The organism is Longimicrobium sp. (assembly GCF_036399255.1).
Classification (GTDB): Bacteria; Gemmatimonadota; Gemmatimonadetes; order Longimicrobiales; family Longimicrobiaceae; genus Longimicrobium.
Genome location: NZ_DASWNM010000084.1, coordinates 1 through 13,806 on the forward strand (window position 1 = coordinate 1; position 13,806 = coordinate 13,806).

Annotated in this window: 13 protein-coding genes and 1 pseudogene; 7 read left to right on the plus strand and 7 right to left on the minus strand. The window is 69.5% G+C overall.

The window, feature by feature from the left end:
* From VGC13_RS14685 to VGC13_RS14700, 4 genes are all read left to right on the plus strand, one after another.
* On the plus strand, positions 1 to 543 hold a 543-nt coding region (locus VGC13_RS14685; RefSeq protein ID WP_331126014.1), incomplete at its 5' end, for a hypothetical protein.
* 31 nt (positions 544 to 574) lie between these two features.
* Entirely contained in the window at positions 575 to 1,690 is a 1,116-nt protein-coding gene (locus tag VGC13_RS14690; RefSeq protein WP_331126015.1) for a tail fiber domain-containing protein, read from the plus strand.
* Between the two features lie 50 nt (positions 1,691 to 1,740).
* Positions 1,741 to 2,112, plus strand: a complete 372-nt coding sequence (locus VGC13_RS14695) for a hypothetical protein (protein WP_331126016.1) — start codon at positions 1,741 to 1,743, stop codon at positions 2,110 to 2,112.
* Positions 2,113 to 2,489: 377 nt separating this feature from the next.
* Positions 2,490 to 3,986, plus strand: coding sequence for a lamin tail domain-containing protein (locus tag VGC13_RS14700; RefSeq protein ID WP_331126017.1), 1,497 nt, complete (start codon positions 2,490 to 2,492; stop codon positions 3,984 to 3,986).
* A 117-nt stretch (positions 3,987 to 4,103) separates the two neighbouring features.
* On the opposite strand, the gene VGC13_RS14705 is transcribed toward VGC13_RS14700, so the two are convergent.
* Both VGC13_RS14705 and VGC13_RS14710 read right to left on the minus strand, forming a co-directional pair.
* A complete protein-coding gene (locus tag VGC13_RS14705) occupies positions 4,104 to 4,970 on the minus strand; it encodes a DUF3800 domain-containing protein (protein WP_331126018.1) in 867 nt (288 codons plus the stop codon).
* A 448-nt stretch (positions 4,971 to 5,418) separates the two neighbouring features.
* A complete protein-coding gene (locus tag VGC13_RS14710) occupies positions 5,419 to 6,561 on the minus strand; it encodes a putative sensor domain DACNV-containing protein (protein WP_331126019.1) in 1,143 nt (380 codons plus the stop codon).
* A 660-nt stretch (positions 6,562 to 7,221) separates the two neighbouring features.
* Between VGC13_RS14710 and VGC13_RS14715 the strand changes: the two genes are divergently transcribed.
* Positions 7,222 to 8,586, plus strand: coding sequence for a hypothetical protein (locus VGC13_RS14715; RefSeq protein WP_331126020.1), 1,365 nt, complete (start codon positions 7,222 to 7,224; stop codon positions 8,584 to 8,586).
* 320 nt (positions 8,587 to 8,906) lie between these two features.
* Here VGC13_RS14715 and VGC13_RS14720 read toward each other — a convergent pair whose 3' ends face one another.
* On the minus strand, positions 8,907 to 9,377 hold the full coding sequence (locus VGC13_RS14720) for a DUF983 domain-containing protein (RefSeq protein ID WP_331126021.1): 471 nt from the start codon (positions 9,375 to 9,377) through the stop codon (positions 8,907 to 8,909).
* A 223-nt stretch (positions 9,378 to 9,600) separates the two neighbouring features.
* Here VGC13_RS14720 and VGC13_RS14725 point away from each other — a divergent pair, with 223 nt between their 5' ends.
* Together VGC13_RS14725 and VGC13_RS14730 are read left to right on the plus strand one after the other, a co-directional pair.
* A complete protein-coding gene (locus VGC13_RS14725) occupies positions 9,601 to 10,656 on the plus strand; it encodes a saccharopine dehydrogenase family protein (protein WP_331126022.1) in 1,056 nt (351 codons plus the stop codon).
* 167 nt (positions 10,657 to 10,823) lie between these two features.
* Positions 10,824 to 11,282: a pyridoxamine 5'-phosphate oxidase family protein gene (locus VGC13_RS14730; protein ID WP_331126023.1), complete on the plus strand. Its 459-nt coding sequence runs from the start codon at positions 10,824 to 10,826 to the stop codon at positions 11,280 to 11,282.
* Positions 11,283 to 11,385: 103 nt separating this feature from the next.
* Here VGC13_RS14730 and VGC13_RS14735 read toward each other — a convergent pair whose 3' ends face one another.
* The 4 genes and pseudogenes from VGC13_RS14735 to VGC13_RS14750 form a co-directional block, all read right to left on the minus strand.
* On the minus strand, positions 11,386 to 12,087 hold the full coding sequence (locus tag VGC13_RS14735; protein WP_331126024.1) for a hypothetical protein: 702 nt from the start codon (positions 12,085 to 12,087) through the stop codon (positions 11,386 to 11,388).
* Entirely contained in the window at positions 12,074 to 12,982 is a 909-nt protein-coding gene (locus VGC13_RS14740) for an NAD(P)-dependent oxidoreductase (protein ID WP_331126026.1), read from the minus strand. The genes VGC13_RS14735 and VGC13_RS14740 overlap by 14 nt, the downstream gene beginning before the upstream one ends.
* A complete protein-coding gene (locus VGC13_RS14745; protein ID WP_331126025.1) occupies positions 12,979 to 13,647 on the minus strand; it encodes an HAD family phosphatase in 669 nt (222 codons plus the stop codon). Before VGC13_RS14745 ends, VGC13_RS14740 begins: the two co-directional genes overlap by 4 nt.
* A gap of 26 nt (positions 13,648 to 13,673) precedes the next feature.
* Positions 13,674 to 13,806, minus strand: a pseudogene (locus tag VGC13_RS14750) (IS5/IS1182 family transposase); the annotation flags it as partial.

Here is a 13,806-nt window from a genome sequence, read left to right on the forward strand (position 1 = left end):
GCGCTGGTGAGCGGCTCGAAAACCGTGACCATCAGCTACAGCGGTTACGGCACTTCGCTGCTGCGGGCCGTGGGGCGCCGCAGCCGGGGGCTGGAATCCGTGAGCGTGATGGGGATTACCCGCGCCTGGACGGGGAACGTGAACACCGACTGGAGCACCGGCGGCAACTGGAGCGTGGGCGTCGCGCCCGGACCGCTGGACACGGTCCACATCCCCACCTCCCGCCCCTTCTATCCGGTGCTGGTCAGCAACGTCGCCGTCGGCCGGGTGACGGTGGACGACGGCGTCACGGTGAGCCTGGACGCGTTCGACCTTACGTCCAACGGAGACGTGATCACCGGCACGACCGGCGGCATCACCAGCACCACGGGCCGGCTGATCCTGGCCGGGAGCGACGGCACGGTACGAGGCAGGCTGCCGCGAATGCGTGTGACCGGCATCTACTCCGTGCAGGACGGGGCCCTGGACGCGCGTGGAGGGGTGGAGCTGGCGGGAGGCCGGCTCCGGACCCACCGCGAACTGGTGCAGTCTGCGTCGCACTGATCATCCGCAACCCTTTTTCAGGAACACCATCATGCGCGGCACCATCTCTCTCGCGGCGCTTGCCGCCGTCCTTGCCGCGGGCGCCACGCCGGCGGCCGCCCAGTCCGACATCCTGTTCCAGGCGCGCTCCGGCACGCCGCTGAGCGAGCGCTTTCGCGTGGACAGCGCGGGCGGGCTGCTGGCGGCGGGCTCGCTGGGAATCGGAGTCATTCCGGCGACCGGCGCGGGCATCCGCATGATGTGGCACCCGTTCCGGGCGGCGTTCCGGGCCGGCAGCACCGACGGCGGCCTGGCGAACGACTACTGGGACGACGACAACGTCGGCTTCTTCTCGTGGGCGGGAGGCACCGAGACGATCTCCAGGGGAATCGCGTCGTTCGCCATGGGCGGCAACCTGAACGTCACCGGCAACTACGCCGCCGCCCTGGGCTCGGGCGGCACGGTGAGCGGAACGGCGGGCTTCAGCGCGGGCGCCCTCAACACCTGCTCGGGCAACTACTGCACGGCCGTGGGATACACGGCGGCCGCCTCGGGGGTGGGGTCGGTGGCGCTGGGCTACCACGTCACCGCCAACGCCGACCACGCGGTGGCGCTGGGGCAGCGGGCCAGCGCCAACGGGCAGTCCGGCTCGTTCACCTGGGCCGACGCCTCCAGCACCGGCGTGTTCTCCAACAGCGCGGCGAACTCGTTCCAGGTCCGCGCGTCGGGCGGGATCATCCTCTACACCAACAGCGGCGCCACGGCGGGCGTGTCGCTGAACCCGGGGGGCGGCTCGTGGAACACCCTCTCCGACCGCAACCGCAAGCGTGACTTCGGCACGGTAGAGGGGGAGGACGTGCTGGCGCGCATCCGCGCGGTGCCGGTGAGCAGCTGGCGGTACGTCGGCGAAGAAGGCGGGGTGCGCCACATCGGCCCCATGGCGCAGGACTGGCACGCGGCGTTCGGGCTGAGCGCGGACCAGACCACCATCAACATGAGTGACCTGGACGGCGTGAACCTGGCCGCCGCCCAGGCCCTGGAGCGCCGCACGGCGGAGCTGCGGACCCAGCTCGCCGACCGCGACGTACGCATCGAATCGCTGGAAGCGCGGGTCGCCCGGCTGGAGGCGCTGCTGCTCGCGGGACAGGCCGCGCCCACCACGCCGTGAGCGTCGTCCGAACGCCGGCCGTGCCTCCCGCGGTCGCGCGCCCGATGGGCGTGCGAAGTATCGCCCTCCTCTCCGCGTTGTCGCTGGCGGCGTGCGGCGCCGACTCCCGATCGTCCGACACCACGCCGGCGGATCAGGCGCAGCCGGCCGCGCAGTCTGCCGCACCAGCGAAGGCCACGGAGCCCGCGTCGCCGCCGCCTTCACAACCCCCCGCGGCACGCGCCGGCCGGCCGCCTCCCGCGCCCACGGCGGAGGATTCCGCGGCGGCGGCGCGCGAGGACGTGTCGCCCGAGTGGAAGATGAACGAGCGCAACATGGCGCCGTACAGCGACTGCATGGCGCAGGCGAACTCCGCTCCCGAACGCATCCGTCCCCGCCTGCAGGCCGCCTGCGCAAACCTTCCCGACGCGCCAGCAAACTGATTGGGCCTCACACAGAGTCAACAGAGTCAGCAGAGGAACTTGCACTCTGCTGACTCTGTTGACTCTGTGTGAGGCCATTCTTCTGGAAGCACGGCGGGATCCGTACTCCGCGTGCTCATTCACAATTCGTAACCGGGTGGATTCCGAGGGTCCGCGAGCGCCGTCCACGGTTGCTCTAATGGATGGAGCGGATGGGGTCATAGCTCTATCGCAGGACGGCATCCGCGCACGTGGACGTCAGATGTTGTCTCCACAAATCTTTGAAATAATTCAACTTGTGGGCTGTCCGGAGCGGGCGGCAGGGGGTTCAATCGTGGCGGGAGATGAGCGAGATTCAGCGGCGAACCTCTTTCTCCCATCCCACGTCCGGAGGACCCATGCTTCGCCTGCGACTTCACGCGGCAACCGCGGTTGCCGCGCTCGTGCTGCTTTCGGCATGTAGCGACCTGGCCAACCTTCCCACCGCGTCCCGCATCCCCGGCCCCAGCCTGGGCGTATCCGCCTACGCCTCGCAGATCATCATCAACGAGGTGATGGCGGACCCCAACGCCGTGGCCGACGCCAGCGGCGAGTGGTTCGAGGTGCACAACACCGGCGCATCCGCCGTGAACCTGCAGGGCTGGACCCTCAACAGCGCCAACGACTCGCCGCAGACCATCGCCAGCGCCGTCAGCGTGCCGGCGGGCGGCTACGTGGTGCTGGCCCGCAACGCCACCAGCTCGACGAACGGCGGCGTGACGGTGAACTACGCGTACAGCACGCTGAACCTGGCCAACACCACCGACTGGCTGGCGCTGCGCGACGGCGGCGGCGCCAGCGTGGACAGCGTGGTGTGGGGCACCGCCATGCCGGCGGGCGCCACCCGCGGCACGTCCAACCCCGGCCTCGACAACACGGACGCCAAGGGATCCAACTGGCATACCTCGACCATCGCGTTCGGCGCGGGGGACAAGGGAACGCCGGGCGGGCGCAACGAGGGCAAGCGCGGCGCGCTGACGGTGCGCATCATCGACGCGGGGCAGGCGGACGCCATCTTCATCGAGAACGGCGACACGCGCATCATCCTGGATGCCGGGCAGGGGCTGAGCCGCATGGCGGACCTGATCGACGAGTTCGGGATGGCGGGCGGCACCATCGACATGATGATCATGTCGCACGCCCACTACGACCACCACGGCGGCCTGCGCGAGTTCTTCAAGACGGCGCACAACATCCACATCCCCCTCTTCTTCGAGAACAAGGACGCGCAGGTCAGCTCCACCCTGGCCGAGCTGCGCGACACGGTGACCGCCCGCGACACCCGCGGCGAAACCGACTACCGCGACACCGACGACCCGTGCGGCACCGGCGCCACCATCTGCACCTTTACGCTGGACGGCGGGGCCAGGCTGCACATGATGAAGCCCGATCCCACGGGCGACCCCAACGACCGCTCGGTCCCGCTCAAGCTGGTGGGCCCCGACAGCGCCAGCTTCAGCATGTGGTTTTCGGGGGATGCGGAGCACGCGGCGCTGGCCTACTTCGACGCGGCGGGCTACGACGTGACGCCGGGGATGAACGTGAACGTGGTGAAGGGCAACCACCACGGCAGCTGCAACGGCATCAACAGCCGCTTCCTGGACCTCACCACGCCGGACTTCATCACCTTCGGGGTGAGCGCCACCAACGGCTACCACCACGTGCACACGCAGACCAAGGACCTGCTGGCGGCGCGCTCGGTTCCCTGGTACCGCTCCGACGGCAACGGGCGCATCACCTTCAGCACGCCGGGCACGGCGGGCGGCGGATACACGGCCAGCGTGGAGCGCGGCACCACCAGCATGCACGGCGCCGCCGACGAGACCTCCAGCCAGACCGCCTGCAACAACCTGTAGAGAAGAGACAAAGAACGATGGAGAGCAGGCTCCAAGTGGAAACGCGCCGGTAAGCTACAAGACAGACGGGGCGCTCGGATCAACCAGGCGCCCCGTCTGTTTTCTTACTCAATGTCCTCACGCCGCGACGAGCCCACGCTGCACCGGTACGGGGAACATATCCGTCCGAGGTCTACGCCCGATCTTATCATCCACCGTCACGCCGCCGGTCAGGCGCCCTCCCCTCTGCGGATCACAATAGCGCACCTGCAAGGCGCCTAATCGATCCGTAAACCGATCACGCAGGTGCGAGTAGTCCCGCACATGAAGGTTCGTTACCGCCGTCCGGCAATAGGCGTGTACCGCGAGCGGAAAAAGCAACGCAGAGCAGATCACATCTGCGATCTGCACGCCTGCATGGTTTTCACTGTGGCCAAAAACGGGCATCTCCAGCACTCGCGGGATACTGTCTCCGCTGGCTTTGAACTTTTGCGTAAAAACTGAGTAGCTCGCTAAAGAGTTGAGCGCCTTGTTTCGGCTGTCGCAGACCAGCAATCCCCACTCGTCGTCTACTTCCAACTGCCTGTTGAAGCAGCCGCAGATGTACTGGAGCGAGAAGGTGTAGATCGAGCGTCCGTTGACGGCCTGCCCGATCCCCTTGATCCAAACGCGGCCATTGATGCGCGCGCCTTCGGTCTCCAAGAGCGAGAGTGTTTCATGCAGGAATCCGAGCGCGTGGCGGCGCTTCCGATGGCTGGGGTCCGCAGCTCCCTTGCGAAGCTCAGAACCCTTGATCTCTGTCAAGATCCAGTCGAGATACGTCGCGCTCTTAGGTGCGAGGTTCGGGTAGAATCGCTTCTTTAGATGGAGGAATTCGTGAGTAACCCGGTGGATGGAAGGCTGCGGAATCTCGACGCCGCCGAGAACAAACACCGGCTGTACATCTGAAGAAGGATTAGGGAGCGCGCCTGTACAACCTGCCTCGTCAACATAGCAAATCCGCATGAGCTTTGCTCCCTTCCAATCGGAGTAAAAACAACTACGGCCACCCGTGAGGATGGCCGTAGGATTTGCCGCCTGGCCCGGTAAAGAGCTAGTACGGCGAGCACCGATTGGTCCGGTACTATACAATTCCTTGCCACCCGTGTCAAGTAAACCGGGTTAGTCTGGTTTACTCTGCTTAGCTGATCGTCCGTGCCTTTCACCCGCTCCACCTGCATCCGAGCGACAAGCGGGGACAGCAAAGATGTACAAGTTCAGCCCAAAGCGGAAGGGGCCTTGCCCCCACACCACAATGGGCGGGGGATCACGGTCGACCTCTCTACAATGGGTAGGGACGCACCCGTCTGGCCTAGGATCTCCGTGGAGCAGTTTAGGGACTATGATAAGGGCGGCTCTACTTGCTAAGCTTTCTGTTCCCTAGCTTGAGCCCATTGTCTTGAAAGCGCGGCAGCTACATCAGCAGCGTCTCGACGCGGTGGGCGTGGACCATGGCTTCGCAGGGGGACCAGGCAAAGACGGTAAAGCGGCCGTCCTGCGAGGCCACCATGGCCATGGCGTCGCGCTGGTCGTGCACGAACTGCGCGGCGGACAGGTGCCGCGTGCCGCCCAGCCGCGACGGGTCCACCACCTCGGGCGCGTTCCCCACCACGGGCGCAGTAAGGGCCACGCGCTCCACCCGCTCGCTGCCGCGCTTGCGCACCAGCTTGACGCCGAACGCCAGCAGCTCGTGCCGCTCGTTCAGCACGGTGGCGCCGTCCACGGCCGTCAGCCCGGCGACGGCGTCCACCGACCGGCGCAGCGCGTCGCGCCAGGCGGGGCGCATGCGCTCGTCCTCCTCGGCCCGCAGCAGCCCGGCCAGGTCGTCGAACGGGTTCACCAGGTAGGGGATGGGCTGCGCCACCGAGTCGCGCCACGCGTCGGACCCCACCGGCACCACCAGCAGCGACCCGCCGCGCCCGTGCGCCCGCATGGAGACGGCCAGCTGGATGAGCACGTTGGTGGCGCCGATGGCCGGCACGGGCGCCTCGAAGCCCAGCAGCGAGGTGAGCAGCTGGGGACAGTCGGGAAGGCTGGCGCCCTGCTCGTCCACCACCTGCACGTGGTCGCCGCGCAGCACGGCGATGGTGCCGTACTTGTCGAGCTCGTCGCCGCGCCGGTACTTGAGGACGACCAGGCCGGGCTCCACCACCTCGAGCACGAAGGTCAGGTTGGGCACGGAGCGGGTGGTGCCCCACACGCGCAGCCCGTCGCCGTCGGGCCACACGCCCAGGTGAATGCCGGGACGCTCCACGGCGGGCGCCAGCTTGGCCAGCCCGCCGGGCGTCAGCGGCAGCCAGTGGGCGAAGCGCATGGCCTGCCCCGTGGCCTCGGGGGGGATGAAGGCCAGCGAGATCTTGGGCGCGTGGCCCTCCTCGCGCTGCAGGCTGGCCCAGAAGGCGCCGTCGATCAGCGTCTCGATCTGCGCCACGTCCGGCTGCGGGGCGAACTGGGTGAACCCGCTTCCCCGCGCCGCGGCCAGGTGCGCGTCCAGGTGCTCCGAAACGGTCGGCGCCACCGTCCGCGCCGCCGGATATCCGGGCTGCATCGTGCTCATCTTCCATGGTCCGGGTGACGCGGGCTCATCGCGCCGCTGCGTCCTGCTGCCCGTATTCTATCATCCCGCCGCCCCGCCCGCCGCAGGGGCGGCCTCCGGCGCCGGGCGGGGACGGCGCCGCGGAGGACGGCGCGGCGGGGGACGGTGTGCCAAATCGCCCGGTGTGCCCAATCGCCCCGGTGTCCGCGGGTTGAAACCCGCGGCTATAAATGCCATAAGCCCCGTCTCGGTTCGCTGCGCTCGCCGAACGGGGCTTCACCTGCTCGCGTGGGCACCGCCCGCACTCCGTCGCCCGCCCCGTCGTGATGCAGGCGAGGTCCTTCGGTCGCGCGCAGGCTCTGGGATACGCCGGAGTACGCCTCGTGCGCTCCCTCAGGAAGTCACCGCTTCTTTTAAGTGAGGGTTTGGCACACAACCGTCTCAGCCTCAGGAAGTCACGTCGCGCGCATCGGCGGGACCGGCCGGCCACCACGCGCGCCGGCCCTGGACGACCCGAGCAGGTGAAGCCCCGCCGGGCGAGCTCCGCGAGCCCAGGGCGGGGCTTATGGCCCTTCTAGCCGCGGGCTTTAGCCCGCGCGCCCGCTGTACGTGAAGGTGGCGCATCGCTTGCGCGCACACGGCGGCTCGATTCGGGGTTCCACACGGGAGGAGGGGCGGGGCTTGGCGATACGATCCACCATGCACGCGCCGCGGATGGTCCGGGCCGCGGTGCTCGCGGGGGTGACGGCGATGCTGGCGGCCACGCCGGCGGCGGCGCACGTCAAGTGGTTCAGCGAGTTCAGCTTCCAGGACTCGCCGCGCGGCGTTGGGCAGGTGGTCGGCCCCGCGTTCATCGCGCTGGCGGTGCTGAGCGTGATCGTGGTGGCGGGGATGGTGCCGCTGGACGCGTGGCTGCGGCACCAGCCGTGGTACCAGCGGCTGAACGGCTGGCTGGAGGCGCGGGCGGGGCAGAGCCGGCTGGTGATGCGCGTGGGGACCGGCGCGGTGCTGCTGCTGGCGTGGCAGGCGGACCTGGTGCTGCTTCCCGACCTGCCGATCGCGGCGGCGTGGGAGGGATGGCTGCAGTTCTTCCTGGCGCTGCTGCTGCTGTTCGAGGCGACCACCGCCATCGCCGGGGCGGGGCTGCTGCTGCTGTTCGGCCTGGGGGTGGCGCGCGCGGGGCTGTACTACATGCTGGACTACGTGCTGGTGCTGGGGATCGGGTACTACCTGATCGTGACGGGGTCGCGCAGCGCCCGGCTGGCCGGGTCCGGGCTGCCTGCGCTGTACCTGACGGTGGGGTTTTCGCTGTGCTGGGTGGCGCTGGAAAAGCTGGTGTGGCCGGAGTGGGGGTTGTACGTGCTGCAGCAGAACCCGCAGCTGGCGATGGGGCTGGACCTGCGGTTCTTTTTGACGGCGGCGGCGTTCATCGAGTTCTGCCTGGGGTACCTGCTCATCATCAACCTGCTGCAGCGGCCGCTGGCGCTGGTGATCACGCTGGTCTTCTTTACCACCACGATGGTGTTCGGTAAGACGGAGGTGATCGGGCACACGCTGATCCACGCGGCGCTGGTCGTCTTCATCCTGGAGGGCCCGGGCACCGTCTTCCGCCCGCCGATCGCGCTGCATCGGCGGATGGGTCTGCGCACTGCCTTCGCGGCGGTGAACCTGGTGGTGCTGCTGGCGGTCATGCTGCCCCTTTACGCCTGGGGCGCGGAGGCCCGGCACCGCGCGGCGTTGCGGAATCCGGCGCCGTCCGAGGCGGGTCCGGATGCGCCTCCGAACGCGGCGAGGGGCGCGGGGGCGGACGCGGGCGCGACGCGGGACACGGGACGCGGGCTAAAGCCCGCGGCTGGAAATGCCATAAGCCCCGTCTCGGCTCGCTGCGCTCGCCGAACGGGGCTTCAACCGCTCGGGTGGGCAACGCCCGCACTCCGTCGCCCGGCCCGTCGTGATGCACGCGAGGTCCTTCGGTCGCGCGCAGGCTCTGGGATACGGCGGAGTACGCCTCGTGCGCTCCCTCAGGAAGTCACCGCTTCTTTGTAAGTGAGGGTTTGGCAACACTCTCTCAGCCTCAGGAAGTCACGTCGGGCGAATCGGCGGGACCGGCTGGCCCTCCCGACGCACCGGCCCCGGACGACCCCAGCAGGTGAAGCCCCGCCGGGCGAGCTCCGCGAGCCCAGGGCGGGGCTTATGGCCCTTCTAGCCGCGGGCTTTAGCCCGCGTGGCGGCGCGGCGCCCGAGTCGATGCCCCCGTAGGGACGATGCCCACCCCGAGGAGATGCCCGCCGCCACACCCCGATCCCAGCCAAACGCCGTGTCTTGCCCGCTATTCCCTATTCCCTGTTCCCTATTCCCTATCCCTCTCACCTGTCCCGCTGCTTCCGGAACTCGCCCGCAGAGCTGGCGCGGTGCCATTCCAGCTCGCCGGCGGTCAGCGGGCGCACCATGAGGTCGGCGGCGATCCACAGGCACAGCGAGAGCGGATAGAAGAGGAACGGCGCAATCACCATCAGCACCAGCCCGCCCCACAGCATCAGGTCCCACGGCACGTCCGGCCACGTGGCCGCGGCCAGGATCAGCGCGGCCACCACCAGCAGCCCCTCGGCCAGGACGATGTTCAGCATCATCCCGCCCAGGAAGTAGTCTTCCTCGCCCCGCTCGGTGCGCATGCCGCAGCTTCCGCACTTGAGCTTCAGCTTCATCCACCGCTCCGGCAGCCGGTCGCCGCCGCAGTTGGGGCAGCGCATCCGCGCCGCGCGGCCAAACAGCGTGGGAATCCGCGGCGAGACCCGCGCGCCAGGCGCCGCGGCCACCGCGTCGTCGATATTCGTCATGAGGCGTCAATCCCCCTATCTGCATCCATCCACGGCTCTTACGCGCCGAGCCCGTCGTGTGTACCGATCACGCTGACAAGATAACCCGGACAGACAGGCGGGTCTGTGGGAGAAACCCTTGCAGGCTTCGTGGATTCTCCCACGGGCCGCGGGATGCGTCACTGGTCCGCACGGCGTAGAATGTGTGCACGATCCGTGTCGCATCCCCTTTACCGCCCCTGCCATGGCCGCCGACTTTTTGCTCTACGGGTCCTACGGATACACCGGCCGGCTGATCGCGGAGCGCGCGCGCGCGCAGGGGCTCACCCCGCTGCTGGCCGGGCGCGACGCGGGCGCGCTGGCGGCGCAGGCGGCGGAGCTGGGCATGCCGCACCGCGCCTTTGCGCTGGACGACGCGGCCGCCCTGGACGCCGCGCTCCGCGAGACGCGCGTGGTACTGCACGCGGCCGGCCCGTTCTCGCGCACGGCACGGCCAATGGTGGATGCGTGTCTGCGCACGGGCGTGCACTACCTGGACATCACCGGCGAGCTGGGCGTGTTCGAGATGGTGGCGGCGCTGGACGGCAAGGCACGCGCGGCGGGGGTGATGATGATGCCGGGCGCCGGCTTCGACGTGGTGCCCTCGGACTGCCTGGCGGCGCACCTCAAGCGGCGGCTCCCCTCCGCCACCTCGCTGACGCTGGCGTTCCAGGCCATCGGCGGGGCGTCGCGCGGCACGCTGACGACGATGGCGGAGAACGCGGGCGAGGGCGGCGCGGTGCGGCGGGGCGGGCGCATCGTCCGCGTGCCGGCGGCGTACCGGTCCATGCAGGTGGACTTCGGACGCGGGCCGGTGACGGTCACCACCATCCCCTGGGGCGACGTGTCCACCGCGTTCCACAGCACGGGGATCCCGGACGTGGAGGTGTACACCCGCGTCCCCGCCCGCCAGGTGCGGCTGCTGCGCGCCACGCGGCGGCTGGGGTGGCTGATGGGCTCGGCGCCGGTGCAGGGGCTGATGAAGCGCGCCATCCGCAGGGGCCCGCCCGGCCCCACGCCCGAGCAGCGGGAGCGCGGCGCCAGCCTGCTCTGGGGCCGGGTGGAGGATGCGGACGGCCGCCGCGCCGTCACCCGCCTGCGCACCCCCGAAGGCTACACGCTCACGGCCCGCACCGCGGTGGAGGCCGTGCGCCGCGTGCGGGCCGGGGAGGCGCCGGCCGGATTCCAGACGCCGTCGCGGGCGTATGGCGCGGACTGGATTACGGAGTTCGAGGGGGTGGAGCGGGAGGACGTGGAGTAGCGCGCGGTGAAGGGGTGAAGGGGTGATGGGGTGAAGGGGTGATGATCGGAGCGGCAGGGGATGGACGATCCGCATCTCCCGGCCCGCATGGTCCGTGCGGTGGGCAGGAGGAAGGACGACGGCGCACGAGGCGGTGCGCGAAACGCAATCAAACCGGTGAGGGCAGCATGAGCACCACCCAGCCGCGCATCCGCGCGCTGAACCGCGAAGAATGCGAGCAGATCCTGGCGCGCAACCACGTGGGACGGATCGCCTATTCGCTCAAGAACCACGTGGACATCGAGCCGCTGCACTACGTGTTCGACGGGGAGTGGCTGTACGGCCGCACCTCGCCGGGCGCCAAGCTGGCCGCCACCGGCGAGCAGTGGTGGCCGGTGGCGTTCGAGGTGGACGAGGTGGAGGGACTCTTCCAGTGGCGCAGCGTGGTGGTGCACGGCGGGTTCTACGTGATCCACGAAGGAGGCGCGGAGTGGCAGGAGGCGGCGCGCGCCAAGGGCGTGGAGCTGCTGCGGGCACTGGTCCCCGAGACGCTGGCGCCCGACGATCCGGCGCCCCACCGCACGGTGCTGTTCCGCATCGCCACGCAGGAGATGAGCGGGCGCGAGGCCACGCCGGGAGCGCCGTAGGCCCGGTCCGCAGCGGCCGGGAAACGATTGCCCCACACGAAAAAGCGACGGAGCCAGGGAGAACGACTCCGCTGGCTCCGTTCGGGAGGTCCGCTTCCCGGCGTCAGGCACCCGCGGGGATGCGGCGGGGCGTGGACGCAAGGCCCAGGGCCACCATCCAGCCCAGGAACAGCAGCGACAGCCAGACCAGCCAGGGAGGCACGTCGGGAAAGGCCGCCACGACCAGCAGCGTGTTGACCAGCCAGAGCACCGTCAGGCCGGCCACCTGGACCCGGAAGCGGCGCGCGTGGGTCGGGTAGACGATCCTGACGGGGACGAAGTGGAGCACGAAGAACAGCAGCACCAGCGCGGCGTTCCAGGCCAGGGGCAGGCCCAGGATCAGCAGGTAGTACACGACCAGGTTCCAGAAGGCCGGAAACCCCCGGAAGTGAAAGTCGTCGGTTACGCCCTTGCGGTTGCCGAAGTGGTAGGCGGCCGAGAACAGCACCAGGAGCACGCAGGCGAAGCGCAGGCGCTCCGGCACCAGCCCGGCCTCGAAAAGGAGCACGGCCGGGATGAAGACGAAGTTCAGGAAGTCCGAGACCCAGTCCACCATCTTGCCGTCGAAGTCCGGCAGGACCTCGCGGACCCGGAAGCGCCGGGCCAGCGTGCCGTCGAAGGTGTCGATGACGACGGCGGCGCCCAGCCAGAGCATCGCCGCCCGCCAGTCGCGCTCGCGGATCGCGCCAAGGGCCAGGAACGCCAGGACCGGGCCCAGGGCGGTCAGCCCGTGAACGCTCCAGGCACGCAGCTCATCCGCGCGCATCCGCGCCTCCGATGGTCAGGTTCGCCTGCTGCTCCAGCACCTTCACCAGGGCCGACGCGTTCTCCCCTCCCAGCCCCTGGCACATCGCGGCCTTGATGCACTCGCGGACCACGGCCGAGCCGGGGGTGGGAACCACCAGCTGCTCCGCGAGCCTCGCCACCTGGTTGACGTCCTTGTGCAGGTGCTCCAGGGAAAAGACCGGCTGAAAGTCCCTGCGCACGATGCCGCCTCCCATGCCGGTGAAGATCGGCGAGCGAAAGTCGGGAAGCCCCAGGATCTCCAGCACGGAGGGGACGTCCAGCCCCGCCTTCTGCGCCAGGACCAGGGCTTCGCCCAGCGCCTGGAGCTGCAGCCCCACCACCAGGCTGCCGATCAGGCCCATGGCGGCACCCTTGCCGGTTTCTCCCATGTAGTGCGTCGAGGTGCTGAGCGGCGCCAGGAACGGCTGCGCCCGGTCGAACGCGGCGCGGTCGCCGCCGGCCACGATCCACAGCCCGCCGGCCTCGGCCTCGGGCTGGCTGCCGAAGACCGGCGCGTCGAGGTAGTCGGCGCCGCGGGCGGTGTAGGCGGCCTTCTCGCGGCGGCTCAGGTCCGGGTGCACCGTGCTGAGGTTGACCGCCAGCTGCCCGGGCGCGATCCCTTCCATGATCCCGCCGGGGCCAAAGACCACGTGCTCCAGCGCCTCGTCGTCCGCCAGGCTGTACAGCACCGCCTCCGCGCCCCGCGCCGCCTGGGCCGGGGTGCCGGCCACGCGCGCCCCCCGCGCGGCCAGCGGCGAGCACTTTTCGCCCGAGCGGTTCCACACGGTCAGGTCGAACCCGGCCGAGAGAAGGTTGGCCGCCATGGCCCCGCCCATCCTTCCCAGCCCCAGAAAGGCCACCCCGGACGTCGTCATGAGAGCCACGCCGCCTCCAGGGGCAGCTCCCGCAGGTCGGCGATCACCAGGTCCGCCGCGTCGAAGCGCATCGACCGGCTCATCGCGTGCGGCCACGCCACCGCGGTGATCCCGGCCGACTTGGCCGACGCGACGCCCACCTCGGTGTCCTCCACGGCCAGGCAGCGCTCCGGCGGCACGCCCAGCAGGCGGGTGGCAAGGCGGTAGGGCTCGGGGTCGGGCTTGGTGTGGGTGACGTCTTCGCGGCTGACGACGCAGCCCATGAAGCGAAAGACGCCGATGGCGTGCAGGTTGGCCATGACGATCCGGTGCTCGGCGGTGGAGACGCACCCTTGCGGGATCCCGCGCCGGGCCAGGCCTTCCACCGTCTCGCGCACCCCCGGGCGGATCATCGCGGGCGCGACGTGCTCGACGTAGTAGCGCACGATCTCCCCGGCCCACGGCTCGAACTCGGCCGCAAGGCCGCGCTCGGCGCGCAGCCAGCGCCACACGTCCAGAACGCTCAGCCCCAGCATCCGGTCGTTCTCCTCGGCGGTCACCGGGCAGTCGTGGATGCGGCAGGCGTGCAGCAGCGCCGCGAAGTGCAGCGGCTCGCTGTCGATCAGGGTGCCGTCGATGTCCCAGATCACGGCCCGGGTCCCGTGCGGCTGCTCTCGTTGTTCCATGGGTCCGTTTCCTCCCTCAGAGGCTGTTATGAACCGATCTCCAGGAGCTTGTAAGCCTTGCGAAGCATCAAGCACGCGAAGGCGACATAATGCAATCCGGCGAGAGTCTCACTCAGGCGTTCGTAATCTTTCGCCAGCCGGCGGAATCGGCTCAGCCAT